General features: G+C 44.4%; 17 protein-coding genes, 1 pseudogene and 2 other annotated features. Of the genes and pseudogenes, 7 read left to right on the forward strand and 11 right to left on the reverse strand.

The genetic code is table 11. The features are described 5' to 3' along the window. Positions 1-17 precede the first annotated feature (17 nt). From trpD to trpE, 3 genes are read right to left on the reverse strand one after another with little or no spacing between them, the layout of a single operon-like run. Positions 18-1,052, reverse strand: a complete 1,035-nt coding sequence (gene trpD, locus IGJ05_RS04935; protein WP_225000752.1) for an anthranilate phosphoribosyltransferase — start codon at positions 1,050-1,052, stop codon at positions 18-20. A 16-nt stretch (positions 1,053-1,068) separates the two neighbouring features. Then, complete coding sequence (locus IGJ05_RS04940) at positions 1,069-1,647, reverse strand: aminodeoxychorismate/anthranilate synthase component II (protein WP_225000751.1); 579 nt, start codon at positions 1,645-1,647, stop codon at positions 1,069-1,071. Continuing rightward, positions 1,628-3,034 carry an anthranilate synthase component I gene (gene trpE, locus IGJ05_RS04945; RefSeq protein ID WP_317755942.1) on the reverse strand — a complete coding sequence of 469 codons (1,407 nt, stop codon included), beginning with the start codon at positions 3,032-3,034 and terminating at the stop codon, positions 1,628-1,630. The genes IGJ05_RS04940 and trpE overlap by 20 nt, the downstream gene beginning before the upstream one ends. Positions 3,035-3,092: 58 nt before the next feature. Then, positions 3,093-3,339: a binding site (T-box leader), on the reverse strand. A 67-nt stretch (positions 3,340-3,406) separates the two neighbouring features. Further along, positions 3,407-3,619, reverse strand: a binding site (T-box leader). An 862-nt stretch (positions 3,620-4,481) separates the two neighbouring features. On the opposite strand from trpE, the gene IGJ05_RS04950 reads away from it, so the two are divergent. Further along, positions 4,482-5,933: a helix-turn-helix domain-containing protein gene (locus IGJ05_RS04950; RefSeq protein ID WP_225000749.1), complete on the forward strand. Its 1,452-nt coding sequence runs from the start codon at positions 4,482-4,484 to the stop codon at positions 5,931-5,933. Between the two features lie 16 nt (positions 5,934-5,949). Here the strand turns inward: IGJ05_RS04950 and IGJ05_RS04955 are convergent, their stop codons facing one another. Continuing rightward, positions 5,950-8,514, reverse strand: a complete 2,565-nt coding sequence (locus tag IGJ05_RS04955) for an HAD-IC family P-type ATPase (RefSeq protein ID WP_123833876.1) — start codon at positions 8,512-8,514, stop codon at positions 5,950-5,952. Between the two features lie 268 nt (positions 8,515-8,782). On the opposite strand from IGJ05_RS04955, the gene IGJ05_RS04960 reads away from it, so the two are divergent. Beyond that, positions 8,783-9,121 carry a RidA family protein gene (locus tag IGJ05_RS04960; protein ID WP_225000747.1) on the forward strand — a complete coding sequence of 113 codons (339 nt, stop codon included), beginning with the start codon at positions 8,783-8,785 and terminating at the stop codon, positions 9,119-9,121. 74 nt (positions 9,122-9,195) lie between these two features. Here IGJ05_RS04960 and IGJ05_RS04965 read toward each other — a convergent pair whose 3' ends face one another. After that, the gene (locus IGJ05_RS04965) at positions 9,196-10,347 is read right to left on the reverse strand and encodes a glycerate kinase family protein (RefSeq protein ID WP_225000746.1); all 1,152 of its coding nucleotides are present in this window, start codon (positions 10,345-10,347) and stop codon (positions 9,196-9,198) included. A gap of 170 nt (positions 10,348-10,517) precedes the next feature. Here IGJ05_RS04965 and IGJ05_RS04970 point away from each other — a divergent pair, with 170 nt between their 5' ends. The 4 genes and pseudogenes from IGJ05_RS04970 (at position 10,518) to IGJ05_RS04985 (ending at position 13,598) form a co-directional block, all read left to right on the forward strand. Continuing rightward, the gene (locus tag IGJ05_RS04970) at positions 10,518-11,708 is read left to right on the forward strand and encodes a helix-turn-helix domain-containing protein (RefSeq protein WP_225000745.1); all 1,191 of its coding nucleotides are present in this window, start codon (positions 10,518-10,520) and stop codon (positions 11,706-11,708) included. Then, positions 11,701-11,928: a PLDc N-terminal domain-containing protein gene (locus IGJ05_RS04975; RefSeq protein WP_225000744.1), complete on the forward strand. Its 228-nt coding sequence runs from the start codon at positions 11,701-11,703 to the stop codon at positions 11,926-11,928. The genes IGJ05_RS04970 and IGJ05_RS04975 overlap by 8 nt, the downstream gene beginning before the upstream one ends. Then, the gene (locus IGJ05_RS04980; protein ID WP_225000743.1) at positions 11,925-12,836 is read left to right on the forward strand and encodes an ABC transporter ATP-binding protein; all 912 of its coding nucleotides are present in this window, start codon (positions 11,925-11,927) and stop codon (positions 12,834-12,836) included. The genes IGJ05_RS04975 and IGJ05_RS04980 overlap by 4 nt, the downstream gene beginning before the upstream one ends. Continuing rightward, positions 12,833-13,598, forward strand: a pseudogene (locus IGJ05_RS04985) (ABC transporter permease subunit). Before IGJ05_RS04980 ends, IGJ05_RS04985 begins: the two are co-directional and overlap by 4 nt. 102 nt (positions 13,599-13,700) lie before the next feature. Here the strand turns inward: IGJ05_RS04985 and IGJ05_RS04990 are convergent. From IGJ05_RS04990 to IGJ05_RS05005, 4 genes are all read right to left on the reverse strand, one after another. Then, complete coding sequence (locus tag IGJ05_RS04990; RefSeq protein ID WP_016610336.1) at positions 13,701-14,324, reverse strand: YitT family protein; 624 nt, start codon at positions 14,322-14,324, stop codon at positions 13,701-13,703. Positions 14,325-14,488: 164 nt separating this feature from the next. Further along, a complete protein-coding gene (locus IGJ05_RS04995) occupies positions 14,489-15,049 on the reverse strand; it encodes an NAD(P)H-binding protein (RefSeq protein WP_225000741.1) in 561 nt (186 codons plus the stop codon). A gap of 60 nt (positions 15,050-15,109) precedes the next feature. Next, complete coding sequence (locus IGJ05_RS05000; RefSeq protein ID WP_225000740.1) at positions 15,110-15,517, reverse strand: MerR family transcriptional regulator; 408 nt, start codon at positions 15,515-15,517, stop codon at positions 15,110-15,112. Between the two features lie 75 nt (positions 15,518-15,592). Continuing rightward, positions 15,593-16,573 (reverse strand): aldo/keto reductase, encoded by a 981-nt coding sequence (locus tag IGJ05_RS05005; protein WP_005225721.1) that lies wholly within the window; start codon positions 16,571-16,573, stop codon positions 15,593-15,595. 171 nt (positions 16,574-16,744) lie between these two features. Between IGJ05_RS05005 and IGJ05_RS05010 the strand changes: the two genes are divergently transcribed. Then, on the forward strand, positions 16,745-17,149 hold the full coding sequence (locus IGJ05_RS05010; RefSeq protein WP_144055301.1) for an HIT family protein: 405 nt from the start codon (positions 16,745-16,747) through the stop codon (positions 17,147-17,149). A gap of 65 nt (positions 17,150-17,214) precedes the next feature. Here the strand turns inward: IGJ05_RS05010 and IGJ05_RS05015 are convergent, their stop codons facing one another. Together IGJ05_RS05015 and IGJ05_RS05020 are read right to left on the reverse strand one after the other, a co-directional pair. Then, positions 17,215-18,063: a PRD domain-containing protein gene (locus tag IGJ05_RS05015; protein WP_225000739.1), complete on the reverse strand. Its 849-nt coding sequence runs from the start codon at positions 18,061-18,063 to the stop codon at positions 17,215-17,217. A 20-nt stretch (positions 18,064-18,083) separates the two neighbouring features. Then, positions 18,084-19,547, reverse strand: a complete 1,464-nt coding sequence (locus tag IGJ05_RS05020; RefSeq protein WP_015509472.1) for a glycoside hydrolase family 1 protein — start codon at positions 19,545-19,547, stop codon at positions 18,084-18,086. Positions 19,548-19,575: the final 28 nt, after the last annotated feature.

A 19,575-nucleotide genomic window follows, 5' to 3' on the forward strand; every position in this document is an offset into this window, starting at 1 on the left:
CCTTACAGCTTTCGTAGTTATTGGCTATTTGACTGGCGGATCAACTCCTGCAGTTTGTCATAGGCGGCACCCGAAGCGATACACGCCCGTGCCATCGCAAACCCTTCTGCTAGGGTGGCGGCTTTGCCGTTAGCGTAAAAGCCTAACCCTGCATTTAAGACCACCGTTTCTAGATAAACGGAGGGTTGATTTTTCAACACCGCAGTTAAGATCGCCGCATTTTGAGCGGCATCCCCGCCGACTATCGCCTTAATCGGCGCTGGCGTAAAGCCGTACGCTTGTGGATCCAAAGAAAAATTGGCTACCTCTCCTCCTTGATAAAAGCTGATCGCAGTTTCACCTGCCAAATTGGCTTCATCCATCCCGTTGCATCCATGGATCACCATTGCTCGTTGCCGACCAAGACTGCCTAACGCCTGAGCGGTGTCGGCCAAGCTCTCGCCTGCGTATGTCCCAATCAGTTGCGTAGTCAATGGAACAGGATTGATCAAGGGACCTAATAGATTAAAAATCGTTGGCGTCGCTAATTCTTGCCGTATCTTCATCACTGCTTTCATGCCTGGATGCAACGAGGGAGCGAAGAGAAACGCGATGCCGACAGTCGCTAATAGTTCAGCGATTTTTTCTGGTGATGCTTGGATCGATACCCCCAAGCAGGCTAAGACATCGGCACTACCTGAACGACTAGAGATACTGCGATTGCCGTGTTTTGCCATCGTGATTCCCCCAGCTGCTAACACGAAAGCAGCCGTAGTGGAGACATTAAAACTATTGGAGTGGTCGCCGCCAGTACCGCAATTATCCATGGCGTCTCCTCCTTCATAAGGGATCGCAACGGCATGCTCTAACATGATTTCCGCTAAAGCGGTCAATTCGGCGGCTGTGATGCCGTTGATCTTCATCGCAACTAACGCTGCCCCCAATTGACTTTCTGAAAACATCCCGCTTAAAATTCCTTGAGCAAAGTGGCGCATCTCCTGATAACTTAAATGACTGCCATTAAAAAGCTGCTGGGTGATTTGCTGCGGCTGCTGTATTTTGACTGCTTCCATAAATGTTCCTCCATTTTCATTTGCTGCTTTTTGCTGAGTTTTCTGGAATGAGTTCAAGAAACCGTTGGATAAAAAATGCCCCTTCGTTTGTCCCCATTGATTCAGGGTGGAATTGAAGGCCTACGATCGGCTTTTGTCGATGCTGGATCGCCATGATGATCCCTTTTGTTTCAGCCAACACCTCAAATTGTGTAGGAAGGGTCGCTGGCTCAATGACCAGCGAGTGATAGCGCATGACAGTCATGTCTCCTAGGTAGGTTTTGAATACGCCTTTTTTCTGATACGTAAGGCTCGATTGCTTGCCGTGCATAATGGCTGGTGCTTGGACCACTTTGGCACCAAACGCTTCTCCAATGGCTTGATGACCTAAGCAGATCCCTAGAAGCGGCTTGCTATCATGGTGTGCTTTGATCAAAGGAATCATGAATCCTGCCTCTGCGGGACGTCCTGGTCCTGGAGAAAAAATGATAGCATCTGCTTCTTCAGCAACAAGGAAAAGGTCTGGATCATCATTTCGCAAGACGACTGTTTCTTCTGGACAGAGCTGGAGAAGATTGTAAGTAAACGAATCATAGTTATCGACGAGTAAGATCATTGGCTGACACCTCCAATAGTGCTTTGGCTTTGTGTAAGGTTTCGTGGTATTCAGATGAGGGATCAGAATCATAAACGACACCCGCCCCTGCCTGGACATAAGCGATCGCGTCTTTCAATACCATTGTCCGAATCCCGATGGCAAAATCCGCTTGATCATTTCGAGAAAAATACCCAACGGCTCCCGCATAGACCCCTCTTCGAACAGCTTCCCATTGATAGATGCGAGTCATGGCACGAATCTTTGGTGCCCCGCTGACCGTGCCTGCTGGCAGGGTTGCTTTCAAGGCATCCATTGCCGTCACACCTGCTCTGCGCTTGGCAGCCACCACCGAAACGATATGCATGACATAGCGGTATTTCTCGATCACCATGTATAAAGGAACATGAACCGTGCCATGTTCAGCGATTCGGCCCAAATCATTGCGCCCCAGATCGATCAGCATTTGGTGCTCTGCACGTTCTTTTTCATCTGCTAATAGTTCCGCCGCCAAAGCTTCGTCTTCTGCTTTGGTTGCCCCTCGTTTGCGGGTACCAGCGATTGGATTTGTGGTGATCGTTGTTCCTTGAACCCGAATCAAGCTTTCAGGTGAACTGCCGATTACTTTGAATCCGTGATCGAAATCAAGATAATAGAGGTAGGCAGACGGATTCGTCACTCGCAGTTTTCGGTAATAGTCAAAAGGATCTTGCGTAAATGCTGCTTGTAGACGTTGGGAAGGAACCACTTGAAACATATCCCCTGCCGTAATTCTGGCTTTTGCCTCACGAACGATCGTTTCATAGGCATGTTGAGTAACATTACTTGTAAAATGCAGCTTTTCATTCGATAACCCACGGGTCTCAGCTGCGACTGGTGTCCTTAATTGCTGCTGCACCGCTTGGAGTACCTGCTCCATCTCGGCGGTCCCCCTTTGGCTGTAGCAATTTTCAAGGATGATGGTCAAGGTTTCCCTTTGATGATCCAGAACGAGAAAGGTTTCAAAAAGCCAAAAGGCCATATCAGGCACCTGCAATTCATCTGCGGGCAGTTGTCCAATATCTTCATAGCAAGCTGTGATATCATAGCCCGCATACCCGATCGCCCCACTTTGCAACGGCAGATTCGGTAAAGCGGTGGTTTCTTTTTTGACTACATACCGTTCCATTTCTTTTAAAGGGTCCTGACAGGGATACTTGTTGACCGTTTTTTCCAAAAGATCCTCTACTTGAAAAACACCATCCTTAAAGGTCAGTTTCTGAACAGGATCAAAAGTGAGGATCGAATAGCGTCCCGTATCTTCTTCTCTGGGAATACTTTCCAGTAAACATTTATGCGCCCCTTGAATCCGTAAAAACACTGAGACAGGTGTCAAACAATCGCTGTTGATTCGTTCCATTCGATACATAAGCTGCTCCTTTCTTTGTAAACAAAAAGCCCTCAAGCAAACATCATAAAAACGTCTGCTTGAGGGCGAATGACCGCGGTACCACCTCAATTGAAAGTTGCCTAAAAAAACAACTTCTTCTCTATCAACCGTCTAACAACGGTCTTCCTCTATAACGGGAGTTCCCGCATTTTCCTACTGACAAAAAAGGGTTCAAAAAATGATCGGCTAAGGCCATTTCCTTGATTTCTTGGTATCGGATTCTCATCACCGCCGACTTTCTGTAACCAAAAAAGACTCAAGTACTTCTCTTAGTTTGATTTTACGTTTATTTTTTTTATTGGTTGAAGGGCAAGAAAAACAAAAAAGCCCTCATGCAAACAAACTCGTCTGCATGAGGGCGATTACTCACGGTGCCACCTCAATTGGTTCTCTAGATCGTCTATCAACGATCGTTCTCTGTAACGGGAGATCCCGAAAAAAGCCTACTGATTTCAGCCTTTCGACACAAAAGTCCATTTCTGAAGCGTCAATCTGCTGATTTACACCACCATCAGCTCTCTGCAAGACGAACGTCCTCATACTTCTCTTTTGTTTGGTCTTTACTAGTTATTGGTAGCTATATTACGTGGCTTTTGCTGATCTGTCAACAGAAAAAAGCGAATTTTATTTTTTTGACTCCTTTTGACAATACAAGAAAACAACCTACAATGGGTTGCCTTAACCAAAATAAAAAGACATTCTTTAGGATAAAAATCTCCTTCACTTCTTTCAGCGTACTTAATTATAGCTGCTACTCCATTTAAATAATATTTGTTTTTTTATAACCCTTACGTGAAGATCAAAGAGTGAAAGCTTTGCTATAATTTTGCCAAAAAATCGACATTTATCCAAAATTTTCATAACATCATGAAAAAACAGAATTGTTATTTGAAATATTCTTCTATATGATTGAACCGAATGTAAGAAAGGGTGATTAAATGCACATAGACAAATTATATTTTTCCACCTTTATTTATAAAATGAGCTGCTTAGAATTTACTTACTCTCTCATTCAATCCAATGAGAAAAAAGTCGAATTATCCGAGGAAGAACAAGCAGAAATTGAATGGATCATCAATTCTGCGCTCCATCGAAAACTCTACGCCTCTCGCAAAAAGAGTCTTTTTTCCTCAAAAATAAAATTGTCGAAAGAAAGTTATTCTATGTATTTGCGAATGAAGAAATACGAACACATGATAGACCTCTAACCGTTAAAGCACATAAAACAAACGCATTCCTTTAGACAGTTACTCAGAAGGTTGCCGATCCCATCTTTTTTAATAAAAAAAACATCATCCAGTGAATTGGAAATAGCAAAACTTGCCTTTTTCGTATAAAATCAAAAAGAACACGAAAGAGTTGTCTTTCATCAAAACAGTCAATGTGACTCTTTTGACCTTCAAGACTCGGAAAGGAAGTTTTTGTCATGGATTGGATGATGAAAAAAATCATTACGGAGAAGGATTTATTACGTCAGATCCTTCTCTTGGAACAACTGGCGAATCACAAAATGATCACTGCCAAGCAACTAGCAAAATTGATCGATACGACGGAGCGAACCGTTTTTTCCGATCTAACCTATATTCGCCAACAATTGCCTGATGGTTGGCAGATCGAAGCTGCCAGTAGTGGCTTTGCTCTGACCCATGATGGGCCATTGTTGATGAGTCAGCTCTGGGAAACGTTTTTCCCTCAATCGATCGGTGTTTCTTTGATGAAAGCATTGCTTTTTTCCAGCGAACTCCGTACGCAAGATATTCTTAGCCAAACAGGGACATCCTATGAGACCTTGCGACGACATGTGACAAAATTAAACAAAAGTCTCACTGATTTTTCGTTGCGGATTCGGATCACCAATCGCATGATCCGCTTTGAAGGAAGTGAGATCAACATCCGTGTTTTTTTTCATCGCCTGTTACTGCCATACACCCATAACAATTACTTTTTTGAAGAATATACGATTCATGAGTCCCACTATTATCATTTCTTGGATCGCTTAGCAAAAGCCAAGCTGCAGATCGAAGTGGAACAAATCTACGGTACCTGCTGGTTTTTTATCAATACGATTCGCATCAAAGCCAATTGCCGTATCGATTCCTTTGAATTTCAGGGGAACGATCCCCTTTATAGCCTTTTCCAACAGCCATTAAGCCAGCTGTATCAAAAAGAAGGCGTTTATTTAGAACGCAGCGAACACTTCTTTAGCTTCTACTGCTTCTTAGAAAGTTGGAACTACAATAACGACTGGTCCGCAACGATCCAAGCAACCCTTGAATCCTACCAAACCATTTATCAGAAAACGACACATTTTGTTGGAAAACTAGACCGCTTGTTGCAGTTGTCTTTAGCTAGTGATACACAACTGATTGAGAACCTGCTGTTGCTTTTGATCAAATCGCAAGAGTCAGCCAAGCTCTCAGAATTGTTCGGGCTAGAATTTCACGAGATCCAACGGTTAAATCAACCCTATTCGCTATCGATCGAAGCGACGATCCATGACTTTTTAGAAGAGCAAACAGCCAGTCAATCGGAAATGAGTTTTCCATTATTGTCAACCACCACCTTACTGATCCAACAAGCGATTTTACAAATCAATCCCATTCGCGCAAAAGGGTATTTTGTTTTCCAAGGTGAGCCCGCCTGGAAAGCTTACCTCCTGCAAGAATTGAATGACTTCCTCGGTGCCCGCATCCTTTTATCGGCGATCGAGCCTGGTCAACTAGAAGCGTTGGCGGAAATCGAGGTTGATTTTATTCTCTCAAATTTCCCTTTAGAGGAAGTATCTGTTCCAGTTTTTTACTTATCGATGGTACCGACGAAAAATGAGCTCAATCAAGTGACTGAGCTCATCCAAACCTATTATTTAAGCTATCGTTAGAATCATCAAGCTGCCGCTACTGCTTCACTGGAGCGGCTTTTTGCCGTCCTTGCAGCTTATTCGTAATAAATTTCTCACCCTCAACGACTGCGAAAAGGAGTGCGCCGTTAGCAGCGATACTCAACTGCTGCATCAAGGTCAAAGAACCGATCCCTAAAAGCTGGTGTCCAAGAGGGGTTAGGAAAATCGCTGCCTGTAATACGATCAGCAGTGAAAGAGAAACGAATAGCGCTCGGTTGGCAAACAGTTGGCGATTCAAGGCTGGTTTGACCAGCTCTCGACAGTTCAACAAGTAGACCGCTTGGGCAAAGACGATACTTTGCAGCAGCATGCTTTGCTGAAGGACCGTTCCCTCAAATTGAACCGCTAAGACGTAAGAAGGAATCATGATCAACAGCGAGACGTAGAAGATGCGGAACAAGCTGTACCAAGATAAGATGCCTTCTTTGATTGGCCGTGGTGGTCGATTCATGACATCCGCACTTGCCTTTTCAAAACCGAGTGCGTAAGAAAGCGTGATCGTTGTCACCATATTTACCCATAAAATTTGGACAGGTGTCAGTGGCAGTGGTCGGTTCAACAAGAGTGCCGCAATAACGATCAATCCTTGGGCAACCGCAGTTGGTAAGAAGAAGTTGATGGTTTTCTTCAAATTATCATAGATTCGACGACCCACTCGGACGGCATTGGCGATCGTATGAAAATTATCGTCTGCCAAAACCATATCGGCTGCTTGCTTGGTTACTTCACTGCCTTTGATCCCCATAGCGATCCCAATATCGGCTTTTTTCAGCGCTGGTGCATCGTTTACGCCATCACCGGTCATTCCGACGATCTCTTCATTCGCCTGCAAAGCACTAACGATCCGTAATTTATGCTCAGGGGTCGTTCGAGCAAAGATGTCTGTCTTTTGGACTGCTTGCTGCAATTCTTCCTCCGACAACAGATCGATTTCTAGCCCTTCCAACACGTGATTCGTGTGCTTCAAGCCAATTTGCTTGCCGATGGCTTGAGCGGTCTTGCCATGGTCTCCTGTGATCATTTTGACTTGGATGCCCGCTTGCAAGCACTCTTTTACTGCTTTGATGGCACTGTCTTTCGGAGGATCAATGATACCAGCGATCCCGACAAAGGTTAAATTGGTTAGCCCTTCGTGGGACAAGGACTCCTGTGCCGACAGCGTCAGATGCGCAAAGCCGATCAGCCGCTGCCCTTTCGCTGCTAATTTTGCACTTTCATCTAACCACCATTGCTTTTGATCTGAAGTCAGTTGGCTTTTCTCAAGCAACACTTCGGGCGCACCTTTGACAAAAACTACCGAGGCATTCGGCTCTTCTTGATTTTGATGGCGTGTTGCCATGTACTTGTAAGAGGAACTAAAAGGAATCTTATCGACTGTTTTACGCAATGGTTGCTGCGCTGATTCTGCGTATTGTAACAAGGCTTTTTCGGTTGGGTTCCCAACGAGATCCGCAGCCTTTTGTCCTTCGTCTTGCTTCAAGTCTTGACAATTTGCCATGATATCAAGCACCGTTGCTTTATCCACGTTTGACTCAACTAAAACATCGACGACCGTCATTTCATTTTTGGTCAAGGTTCCTGTTTTGTCTGAACAAATCACCGTCATGGCACCTAGTGTCTCCACTGATGGCATCGTTTTGATGATTGCTTGCTCCTCAGACATTTCCTTGACACCCATCGATAAAATCATGGTTAGCACGGCTGGCAAGCCCTCAGGAATCATCGCTACCACTAAGGCGATACCTGATGAGAACAAGAGATCAAGATCAAAGCCGTAGCGGAAGGTAGTAAAGAAGATCAAGAAAACCACTAATCCGATAATGCCTTTAAAGATTTGGTGATTTAATTGCTTCATTTTTTTGATCAACGGAGTTTCTTGCGCTTTCACAGACTGAATTGCTTGATTGATCTGGCCGATTTGCGTATCGTCGCCTGTCTCAACGACGATCCCGCTGGCAGTTCCGCTTTCTACATGGGTACCAGAAAACGCCATGTTCCGCTGGTCGCCAATCGTACTTTCTTGAGTAATAGGCTCGGTCATTTTTTGAACAGGCTCAGATTCGCCAGTTAAAATCGACTCTTCAATCACAAGATCATGGGTTTCGATCAAGCGCATATCTGCTGGTACAACATCTCCTGGTCCTAAAACGACTAAATCTCCATTTACTAAAGAAGAAACAGCAATTTTCTTTTTGCGGCCGTGAACATAAATCGTTGCTTCTTGCCCCATGAACTGCTTCAATCCATCCAGTGATTCTTGGGCTTTGCGCTCTTGCCAGTAGCCGACGAATCCATTGATGACGACGACCGCCATAATAATGCCGCTTTCGATATAATCACCAGAAATCCCTTTTAAGACGGCTGCGACGATCAAGACCAACATCAGTAAGTCGGTAAAGTGCTTGCCGACTTTCTTCCATGTGGGGATCTGCGCTGCCTCAGTAATTTTATTTTCACCTTGCTTTGCTAAACGCTGGTTGCGTTCTTCGGAGGAAAGGCCCTGCCGTGTTGTTTGCAACGTGTGTAATAGTTCTTCTGTTGTGTTTTTGTACCAATTCATATTTTTTTCCTCCTTGTTTATTTATTTGATCTGAACATAGTATAAGACATTGAAACCATAAAATTCTGGCGATAATTTCAGCGGAGCCTGAAAAAAATGAGTGCTTTTCTTAAAGGGGAAGAGCGGCTTGGTCGCGTGGCTTCACACAACCAACTGAAAACGTCCGTTGATTGTTTTTGCAGGTGGAATCAAGTAAACTAGGACACACCCAATCAATTTCTATCTGTCCCATCATCCAAAGCCAAGATAGACGAAAGGAGCCAAAGAAATGGCAATCTATACCGATACAAAAATCGCTCAAGGACCTTTTCTTTTCATTTCTGGTCAAACGCCGTCGCAAGACGGAGCCACACCTGAGGACCCGCAGGAGCAAACAACCATCGTTTTGAAAAAGATCGAACAGCTTCTATCAGCCAATCAACTGTCCTGGTCATCAGTGGTCAAAATGACCGTCTTTTTAACAGATGCTGCCTACTTAGCTGCTGTCCGTACGGCGTTTACAACTATTTTGGCAGAAAACAAACCAGCCATGAGTCTCGTCATCGTTGCCGCCTTGGTTGCCCCTGAATTTAAAGTAGAGATGGATGCACAAGCTACCTTGGCTTAAGCACAGAGAAAAACACCAAAAAAACTTCGTACAAAAGGCAGTAGCCAATACGAAGTTTTTTTGGTGTTATCTTCTTATTCAGTCCTATTTGAAGCGTCTGATTCAGTCTTTTTTTGCCACTGTTCCACAAAACCAGCGATGGCTTGAGCAGTCTGTTGAGCATTCACTAAGGTTCGCTTTTTCTCCATCGCTTCTGTCAACGAAATCGGACCTTGCTGGATACAAAAGACGGCAGATAGTAGTTGCGGCAGTTTTCCTAGATCGTCACTTCGGGAGCCGCAGATGGCAACAACCGGGACCTGATGTTTGTGGGCGAGCAACGCGACGCCATAGGGTACTTTTCCCCCAGCGGTTTGCCCATCGATGCGTCCTTCACCCGTGATCAACAAATCTGCTTCTTTGATTTTTTCCTCAAATCCAACCAATGAAGCGATCGTCGCAAATCCAGGAACCAATTGACCACCTGCCAAACGAACAGCACCACCAAGCCCACCTGCCGCACCAGCACCAGGGACTTCCAGATCGATCCCCGTGGTCCGCTTGATGTGCTCAGCCAAGCGCTTTGCCTGCTGATCCAACTGCTGGATCGTTTCTTGGGATGCCCCTTTTTGCGGACCAAAAACCTGCGCAAATCCCTGATTGCCAAAATAGGGATTCGTTACATCGGCCAATGCAAATAGGTCAATTTGTGCAAGCAGAGGGTTCAACTGGCTGAGCGCCAGAGATTCTGCTTGCAGCAAAGGATTGTTTTCCATTCGCTCGTTTCTTTGAATGGTTGCTCCAAGCGCAAGTAAAAAGCCTACACCCCCATCAGAAGTGCCGCTACCGCCAAGGGTCAGGTAAATTTTTTTCACACCTTGCCTGCAAGCCGCTAAGACCATTTGGCCTAAACCAAAAGAAGAGCTATTGCGGGTGGTCTCGTCACTAGGTTCCACGAGTTGCAACCCAATCACTTCTGCAGATTCAATCAGGGCAATTTTTTCTTCCTTGATTTTGGTGACCAACATACGGGCTTGCAACTTACCGCCTAATGGAGCGGTCACTGAAACCGTTTCGTAATTGCCTCCTAGCGCAGCAATGACTGCTGCCATTGACCCTTCTCCCCCATCAGCGATTGGGATACTGCGTGTTTCCCAATGGTCTGAAAACCCGCTTAAGACCGCTTGATTTAGTTCTGCGGAAGTGGCACTTCCTTTGAAGGAATCGATCGCTGCTACAACTTTCATTTTTCTACCTCTCATTTACGATCATCTCTTTCCCAAAAGTTGGAATACTTCGCCTTATAATCAACTTGTAGTTAATTAAATCAACCAAAAATTAACTAGTAATCCATTGTAAGTCATCTCTTCTCCTCTTATGATAGAAGTATACCAAACAAACCTATCGGAGGTGCACTATGGACTTACCAATTGGCGAGGAAATCGCTCGGAGAAGAAAACAACGAGGTATTACCCAGCAAGAATTAGCAGTGTTTATGAATGTGTCCAAAGCATCCGTTTCGAAATGGGAAACGGGACAGTCTTATCCAGATATCACCTCGCTGCCCTTATTAGCAGCGTATTTTGATTGCAGTGTCGATGAATTATTGATTTTGGACTCGCAGCTATCTCCTAAAGAGATCCAGCGAATCTATCAATTACTAAAAGACGCCTTTCAAACAAAAAACCCAAGCGAAGTCCTCGCGCTGGCACAAAGTTTTACCAAACGGTATTACTCTTGTTACCCGTTCTTGTTACAGATGGGCTCCTTTTACTTAAATCATTGGGATCTTTTGCCAGATGTCCCTGTAGCAGATAGCACAGAAGGGCACCCCTCTGAAGAAGCCTTGATGGAAGCGAAGAAAACTACCTATTTGAAAGAAGCAGAAATCCTTTATCAACGGATCATTGCGCATGGTGACAATGCGTTGGCACAACAAGCGCAACAAATCGAAGCCTATTGTCTGTTGATGAGAAACAAGCCCGATGAGGTCTTGGCGATACTTGGCACGAAAACTCTCTCTTTTTTACCTAGCGAACCGTTGATTGCCGCCGCATTTCAGCAAAAAAATCAGTTGCAGCAAGCTGAGATTGTGACGCAAAGTGCGATTTACCAATACTTGATTCTTTTTATGAGCTTACTGACAAATTATTTGGCAATGCTCACACAAGACGAGGAGCAGCTGGAAAAAACCTTTGCACGTGGGCTGGCACTCAGCGAGAGCTTCCAACTGGCCCAGCTGCATCCCCTCTCTTTACTGAATTTTCTAGCCGCTGGGATGGTTTCGTTTGCGGCTTTAGGAAAAGAAAGCTTATTGCTGCAAGCATTAACACTGTATGTCAAAACATTAGCAGACACGCCTGAAGAAATCGTTTTGAAAGGAGACGATTATTTCAACAGCATCGATGAGTGGATCAGCGAATTAGAATTAGGCAGTCAGATCCCGCGGAACTCAGACAATGTCAAAAAGCAATTTCTCGAAATCGCGCAGTTCACACCATTATTTGAACCTTATCTGAAGCAACCACTATTTGAAGAATTATTTCAGCAGCTGCAAAAACTGTCCGAACAAGAAAATGAGCCACAAAGGAGAGCTTCACATGAATAGTGTTTCACTAAATATACCAAAAAATATGTCTGATTATTTGCCCGTACTGATCCCCTTGATTGTTTTGCAAATGGTCTTAATCGTCTTGGCGGTTCGCGATATTTTAAAACAAGAACAGTTTAAATTCGGCTCCCGCATTCTTTGGCTTTTCATCGCCTGTTTTGTTAGCCTGATCGGTCCTATCCTTTATTTTGCTTTCGGAAAAGAGGACCAACAATGAAGATGATCGAGATCAACCATTTATCCAAGCGTTTTGGGCGCAAGCAAGTGCTGCAAGACCTAACCTTTTCGGTTCCAAAGGGCAGCGTCGTAGGGTTTGTCGGGGAAAACGGCGCTGGCAAAACAACAACCATGAAGGCGATTTTAGGATTGCTCCCCATTGATGAAGGAGAAATCACCGTTTGCGGCGAAGTGGTACAATTCGGCTCAGCCAAGACCAATCGCTGGATCGGCTATTTACCAGATGTACCGCAGTTTTACTCGTTTATGATAGCTGTAGAATATTTGACTTTTTGCGGAAAGATCCAGCCCAATCAAGAACCTTTTCAGCCTCAGCGGGTGATGGAAGTTTTAGCGTTGGTAGGCCTGAAAGCTTCGAAACAAAAAATCGCTGGCTTTTCTCGAGGCATGAAGCAGCGTCTTGGATTAGCTCAAGCATTGATCAACCGACCAGCTATCTTGATTTGTGATGAGCCGACCTCTGCACTCGATCCTTTAGGTCGCAAGGCCTTTCTTGATGTATTGGCTAAAATCAAAGAAGAAACGACAGTTCTTTTTTCATCCCATATTCTCGCAGATGTCGAGCAGCTGTCAGATTACATTGCGATTTTGCACAAAGGCCAGATCCAGGCGTTTGAACCGATGGATTCCTTAAAAAAACGTTATCGAAAAACCGCCTTTGGGATTGTCTTTACCAACGAAGGTGACCATTCGAAATTTGCCAATCTGTTAGCATCCCACGGCATTGCGGCGGAAAGAAAGAACAATCAATTACTGATCGACGAAACTGCCGACACGAATGTTGGAAAGCAGTTGCTGCGATTGCTCAATGAACAACAGATAGTACCTGAATCCTTTCAACGGATCGAACCGACTTTAGAGGCGATTTATTTGGAGGTGATCAAATGAAGGTGTTTCTTGTTTTCTTAAAGAAAGAATTTCTCGGTGGTCTTCGCAGCAAAAAACTGCTGATTTGTTTGATTCTGTTTGCGCTGATTGGTATGCTCTCTCCCTTTACCGCGAAAATCATGCCCGATTTGATGGCCAGCATGATGCCAGAATCGATTGAGGTCACGATTGCTGATCCGACTGCGATCGATGCATGGCTGCAATTTTACAACAATATTGGAACGATTGGTCTGTTGGTATTTGTAGTTCTTTTTACCGATACGCTCTCTGCCGAAATAGCCCAAGGGACCTTTATTCAGCTGATTACGAAAGGATTACCGAAAACGACGATCGTCTGTGCCAAAGCTGGCTATTTAACGATTCTGTGGTCTTTGAGTTACCTCCTAAGTGCCAGTGTCAGTGCTTTTTATACGATGATTTATTTCGATGATTCCAGCGCTGCTCAAGTCCCTAGCGCATTGTTCAGCTATTGGCTGTTTGGTTTACTAGCAATCAGCATCCTGCTGCTAGGTTTCCAGCTTTGCTAAAAGCATCTATCAAGGACTGTTGTTTATTGGCGCCTGTTATCTGATCGGACTGTTAGGTAGTTTGTGGAGCCAATTAACAAATTGGAACCCTTATTCCCTTTCCAGCCAATTTCCTAACTACTTAACCAACCAAATCAAACTAGGAGAACTGCTGCCAGCGCTGCTGCTGAGTTGCTTATTGATCATCAGCTGCCTAGCGGGGGCTATTGCTGTTTTGAGAAAAAGAAACTATTAAAAAACCATCGGTGCAAATGTTGTACTGACCTCCTATAGGTAAACGTTTCGTCTAACTCTTGGGGGTCACTACCTGTTGCACCGATGGTTTGCTTCTGCTAGTTTATTCTAGTTCTGCTGTTTCTTGAACGTTCACTGCTTTTTTTGCCTGTGTTTTTTGCTCGATCCGCATAAAGAAGCGCATGAAAAAGGCAATCAAATAGATAGAGAAAGCGGAAATGAGGGCTTCTTGCCAAGAAAAAATCAGGAGATTCAACAAGATGATGATCAGATTGGTTAAGAAGACACCACTAGACTTTCGAATGCCATAGTATTTTTCCAAAATCAGCGGCGGAATCGTGACCCCACCATTGGAAGCACCGATTTTATAAAGTGAAAAAATACCGAAGCTAAAGAAGAAACTACCTAAAATCAAGGAAACAGAATAAAAACGCAAGAGCATGATCTCTGGTAAAAGCGCCAGAAGAACGGGAAATGCCAGACTGCCGATAACCGTATTGACAAAGACCTCTCGCTTTAAAAGCAAAAATGCCAACGCCAGCATCAATAAATTAATCCCCCAGACAACGATATGACGATTGATCGACCAGCCGGTTTCGATCAGGTAGCCGATCGACCCAACACCAGCAGAAGCAATACTGTGAGGCAAAAGGAAAAAGTTTAATGCGATGCAGATCCACAGCACCCCAAGCAATAAAGCAAGATTTTTTTTGATAAGTGATTCCATCAACGTTCTCCTTTCAATCTGGCAACTAATTTTATGGATAAAAGCTTCTGTCTATTCTATCAAAAAAAGCTCAAAAGAAAGAACCATTTTTTTCATGAAAACATGAAAAAAATGATTCTGAACTTCAAGAAAGCATGTTGGTTTTCATCACAAATGCACAGGCTTTAGGCTGTATAGCAGTGATACATCGCAAGCATTTCTTCTGCGACTGCTTCTTGCCATCCCCCTGGCTGTAACATGCATTCTTCCATTGATGGCAAATGAACAAAGCGAACAGCCAACTCTGAGCCTACAATCAATTGGTAGGACATTAAGCGATTTTTTTGCTGCAAGAGCAGCTGATGCTTTTCAGGGGCAAGAAAAGGCGCTGTTAAGTCTGCCAATTGCTTCAATGCCGCCGATGTACAAATTCTTTTTTCGGGTGCGACACTGATCAATTGGTTGACCTGTGCTAATTTCATTGCCTCGATCACCCGCAGCGTTGCCCGAGGATCATGGATATCCGTCAAAAAAACCGACTGGCAGCCTTGCAATGCCCGAACGAGCCGTCCTAAATCGAGAAAGTCACCATCAATGATCGTCTCACGCGCAGCATCGATCTCATGCAAACGCTCCGTTGCACGGCGGGCATAGAGTACGAGTGGTCGATTGGTTCTTTCCAAAAGTTTTTGCCGTGATCGCTGACCGATCGTGCCAGCAGCACCTAAAATCGCAAGTCGTTTCATAAGCTCCCTTTCATTTTTGAAAAATTCAAGCCTCGTTCTTTGAGTAGAAAAAATGGCTTGTCATAAAGTCTGGTTGACGAGATTGGCTTTGCGTTGACGCAGTCGTTCTTCAGTCGGCAGAACATGCTCGTCGTAATGTTCCAATTTGTATTCTAAACGTTCAACAGCTTCCGTCATATCTGAGATTTTCTCCCGCAAAACTGCAATTTGTTCGGCTAACAGCTGCTTGCGCTCAGGAACCGTCCCTCGCCCTTCTTCAAATAAAGCCAGGTAATGACTCAGGCCATCAATCGATAGTCCAGCGTTGCGCATTTGCCTGGTAAAGGTGATCCATTTTAAGTCGTCATCATCAAATTCACGAACACCGTTTTTATTGCGTTTGACCGCCGGAATCAGCCCAATCTTTTCATAGTAACGGATGGTATCAGCTGAGACGCCGCTCACTTCACTGACTTTTTTGATATTCATGGCTTCACTTCCTTGTTTTGCATTTTTTCCTAGATCGTTTTGTATGCTACGAGCCGGAAGCCCTTTTGTTACTCGTTATTCCGCTCCTACCACTGCATGAGGCAAGTATGGCTCTTCCAAATACGCAATCTCTTCGGCAGTCAGCTTTAGATCAAGGGCAGGTAAAGCATCCAATAAATGGCTTTCTTTTGTTGCGCCGATAATTGGTGCGACCACTTGTTCTTTTTGTAATAACCAAGCCAAGGCGATTTGCGCCCGTTTGCTTTGGTGTTTGTCAGCGATCTGTGCGACCCGCGCCACGATCTCTCGGTCTTGTTCCATCGTTTTGTCGTACTTTTGATTGGCGGTTTTATCCGTTAAGTACCGTTTGGTCTCTGCACCCCAATCTCTTGTTAACCGTCCGGCAGCCAATGGGCTATATGGCGTCACGGCAATTTTTTGATCGGCACACAAGGGCATCATTTCTCGCTCTTCTTCTCGATAAAGCAAGTTCAAGTGATTTTGCATCGAAACAAATTTGGTCCAGCCATTTTTTTCAGCGACTGCTTGTGCTTTGGCAAATTGCCAAGCGTACATCGCAGATGCGCCGATATAGCGTACTTTTCCTGAAACTACCAAATCATGTAATGCCTTCATGGTTTCTTCAATTGGCGTGTGGTAATCCCAACGATGGATGATATACAAATCAATGTAGTCCATTTGCAGGCGTTTTAAGCTTTGTTCAACTTGATAAAAAATCGCTTTTCGGGATAAGCCTCCACTGTTAGGTCGCTGTTTCATTTTTGAATACAGTTTTGTGGCAACCACGATCTCATCTCGTGGTGCAAAATCATTCAATGCTCGACCGACGATTTCTTCGCTCGCTCCATAAGAATAGACATTTGCCGTATCAAAAAAGTTGATGCCCAGATCCAAGGCTTTTTTGATGACTTCACGACTGTCGTCTTCTTCTAACACCCACTCATGAAACCCGCTGTTGGGATCGCCAAATCCCATTGTCCCTAAACACAAAGGTGACACATCAAGTCCTGTATTGCCAAATTTTACATAGTCCATTTGTACGTCCTCCTGTTTTTTTAAGTTACACTAAGCATACAGGTTGAAGTGCACTCTAAGTCAAGCGAATCTATAAACTTTTTTTTATTTTACTGTCAATTGACTCAAAAGGACATGCTTTTTGTCGTGCGTTTCATTTCAAATCAGCTTTTGGTACACTAAAGATAAGTATTGATACGCTATCAAGCCAAGAAAAAGGAGCGAAAGATTTTGACTTGTATTTTTTGTACTGCCTCAAAACATGCGATCATTGAAAACGAACGCTTTTATGCGATCGCTGATAAGTACCCCGTCACCCCTGGACACTTGCTATTGATCCCCAAAGCGCATCGCAGGGATTATTTTGCTCTCACCCAAGAGGAATTACAAGACTTGCAGGCTTTGTTGCAGGAAGGCAAAGCTTATTTATTGGAAACCTATCGACCAGACGGCTTCAACATCGGCTTCAATTGCGGGGAGGCTGCTGGACAGACGGTCTTTCATTGCCATTGTCATTTGATCCCACGCTACCAAGGCGACGTGGAGCAGCCAAAAGGCGGCGTTCGAGGCGTGATTCCTAACAAGCAAGCCTACTAAACACAAACAAGCCGTTTCTCCAGCAAAGGGAAACGGCTTGTTTATGTTTGTTAAAATGAGGACGCTTAGGAATTGATCGCTGAATGATTCATCAATCGATTGATATGAACGCCTAGATAGACGATTTCATTGACAGGGATCTTCGTTTGGTATTCTTTATCGATATAGGCTTTGACTTTTGTCGCAATCTCCATAGCATTCGGATAAAGAGCCCACATTTGACGGTATAGTCCTTCATCTTCTTCTTGCAGCAGCCCATCCAAAAAGAATCGGTCAACGAAGAAACGCACGTGGGTGATAAAGCGATTGTAATGGATCGAATTGGTGTTGACGTCTTGCTGGATCGAGTAGCGCACCATATTGACGATCAACCCGATCAATTTGGCCTTTTTCAACCCATCTTGATTTTCCTCGGTGTTCGACTGGGCATTGATCAAATGAAACGCGATATTGGAGGCTTCTTCTTCTGGCAGCTCAATTTGATACTTCTCTTTCAACAAACGTAGTGCCCGTTCGGCGGCTCGAAATTCATCTGTATAGTAATTCTTGATTTCCCAATAGAGCCGATTCGTCACACTCAAGCCTTTTTGCTGACGTTCTACAGCAAAGTGCAAGTGATCCGATAAGGTGAGGTAAATCGTTGAATTTAGCGGATATGGCAGCATTTTTTGCGCCAGCTGGACGATTTCTTTGGTCATTTCAAAATAGTACAACGGAATCTCATCCACTAAATCGGCAAACTGACCTGATTTTTTTTCATCGATTGGCAGAAAAACTTGATCGATCTGGGTATCGGCTATGCTGTCGCCGACTTTCTTTCCATAGCCGATGCCTTTCCCAAGTGCAATCATTTCTTGGCCTTCCTTATCAACAAGTACGACACTTGAATTTAAGACTTTCTTGATGTAAATCATGCACTCTCGCTCCTCACTGTTTATTCTGCCAAACTTGCGCCATTGGTGGCGATCACTTCTTTGTACCAGTCGAAGGAATCTTTTTTCAAACGGTCATAACTGCCGTTTCCTTCATCATCGGCATCCACATAAATGAAGCCATAGCGTTTCGTCACTTGTGACGTACCAGCACTGACCAGATCGATCGGTGCCCAAGAAGTATAACCAATCAAATCGACCCCTTCATCGATGGCTTCCTTCATTTGTTTGAAGTGTGCCTTGAAATAATCGACCCGATACGGATCATGCACTTGGCCGTCTTCAAGGACATCAACGGCGCCCATACCATTTTCAACGATCATTAATGGCACTTGATACCGATCATACAATGAAAGCAAGGAGATTTTCAAGCCTTTAGGATCGATCTGCCAGCCCCATTCAGTTGATGGCAGCTTGGGATTTTTCACCCCTAAAACCGTATTGCCCGGTGTCCGTTCGGCATTTGGATCACCTGATTCGGCCATAGACATATAATAACTAAAGGAAAGAAAATCAACGGTGTGATCTTTCAAGATTTGGCGGTCTTCTGGTGCCATTTCAATCTTGATCCCGCGTTTTTCCAGATCTTTTTCAATCATTCGCGGATAAGCCCCTTTGACTTGAACGTCCGCATAAAAATCATTTTCCAAGTTTTTCTTTAAGGTCAATTCAACATCCAATGGGTCACAAGTCAATGGATACGTCATTAGTTTCGTTAACATACAGCCAACTTTATTGTTTGGGTTTTTCTCATGAGCGATTTTGGTCACTAATGAGCTGGCAACAAATTGGTGATGGAGCGCTTGATACACCTCTTGCTCTTCTTTGCCTGCTTCTGATTGTTCTGGAATGATGCCTGCTGTTGTAAAGGGATGACGATGGATACTGTCGATTTCGTTAAAGGTCAGCCAATATTCCACATACTCCCCAAATTCTTCGAAACAGACGGTTGCAAAGCGGACAAAGTCATCGATTACTTTACGTTCCACCCAGCCATTGTACTTCAAGCTAAGGGCTAGCGGCATTTCATAGTGAGACAACGTTACGATCGGTTTGATCCCCAAGCGCTGCATTTCTTGAAAGACATTGCGGTAAAAAGCGATCCCTTCTTGATTGGGTGTCGTTTCTTCTCCGGTTGGGAACAAACGGGTCCACGCAATCGACAATCGCAACACTTTAAAGCCCATCTCCGCAAACAAAGCCAAATCTTCTGGATAGCGGTGATAGAAATCGATTCCTCGCCGTTTTGGATAGATGGTATCTGTTGGATCTGCCATCGCTTCTTTGACGGCTTCTACGGTCACGCTCATGTGCGCCGCATAATCTTTGTTATCGACATGAGGTTTGTAGGTCGCCACATCCGCCACCGACAAGCCTTTGCCGCCAAGATTCCAACCTCCTTCTACTTGATTTGCGGCGATAGCGCCACCCCATAAGAAGTCCTTTGGAAAAGTTGTTTCAGTCATTTTTTCAATCCCCTTTTTACATTGTTTT

It is taken from the genome of Enterococcus sp. AZ167 (assembly GCF_051714025.1).
Taxonomy (GTDB): domain Bacteria; phylum Bacillota; class Bacilli; order Lactobacillales; family Enterococcaceae; genus Enterococcus_D; species Enterococcus_D casseliflavus.

Coding starts and splice junctions, on each gene's coding strand:
- IGJ05_RS04950 (WP_225000749.1), top strand. CDS start 4,482: ATGGATTGGATGATGAAAAAAATCATTACGGAGAAGGATTTATTACGT.
- IGJ05_RS05015 (WP_225000739.1), bottom strand. CDS start 18,063: ATGATTTACATCAAGAAAGTCTTAAATTCAAGTGTCGTACTTGTTGAT.
- IGJ05_RS05020 (WP_015509472.1), bottom strand. CDS start 19,547: ATGACTGAAACAACTTTTCCAAAGGACTTCTTATGGGGTGGCGCTATC.
- IGJ05_RS04970 (WP_225000745.1), top strand. CDS start 10,518: ATGGACTTACCAATTGGCGAGGAAATCGCTCGGAGAAGAAAACAACGA.
- trpE (WP_317755942.1), bottom strand. CDS start 3,034: ATGTATCGAATGGAACGAATCAACAGCGATTGTTTGACACCTGTCTCA.
- trpD (WP_225000752.1), bottom strand. CDS start 1,052: ATGGAAGCAGTCAAAATACAGCAGCCGCAGCAAATCACCCAGCAGCTT.
- IGJ05_RS04995 (WP_225000741.1), bottom strand. CDS start 15,049: ATGAAACGACTTGCGATTTTAGGTGCTGCTGGCACGATCGGTCAGCGA.
- IGJ05_RS04955 (WP_123833876.1), bottom strand. CDS start 8,514: ATGAATTGGTACAAAAACACAACAGAAGAACTATTACACACGTTGCAA.
- IGJ05_RS04960 (WP_225000747.1), top strand. CDS start 8,783: ATGGCAATCTATACCGATACAAAAATCGCTCAAGGACCTTTTCTTTTC.
- IGJ05_RS04965 (WP_225000746.1), bottom strand. CDS start 10,347: ATGAAAGTTGTAGCAGCGATCGATTCCTTCAAAGGAAGTGCCACTTCC.
- IGJ05_RS04975 (WP_225000744.1), top strand. CDS start 11,701: ATGAATAGTGTTTCACTAAATATACCAAAAAATATGTCTGATTATTTG.
- IGJ05_RS04940 (WP_225000751.1), bottom strand. CDS start 1,647: ATGATCTTACTCGTCGATAACTATGATTCGTTTACTTACAATCTTCTC.
- IGJ05_RS04990 (WP_016610336.1), bottom strand. CDS start 14,324: ATGGAATCACTTATCAAAAAAAATCTTGCTTTATTGCTTGGGGTGCTG.
- IGJ05_RS04980 (WP_225000743.1), top strand. CDS start 11,925: ATGAAGATGATCGAGATCAACCATTTATCCAAGCGTTTTGGGCGCAAG.
- IGJ05_RS05005 (WP_005225721.1), bottom strand. CDS start 16,573: ATGGACTATGTAAAATTTGGCAATACAGGACTTGATGTGTCACCTTTG.
- IGJ05_RS05000 (WP_225000740.1), bottom strand. CDS start 15,517: ATGAATATCAAAAAAGTCAGTGAAGTGAGCGGCGTCTCAGCTGATACC.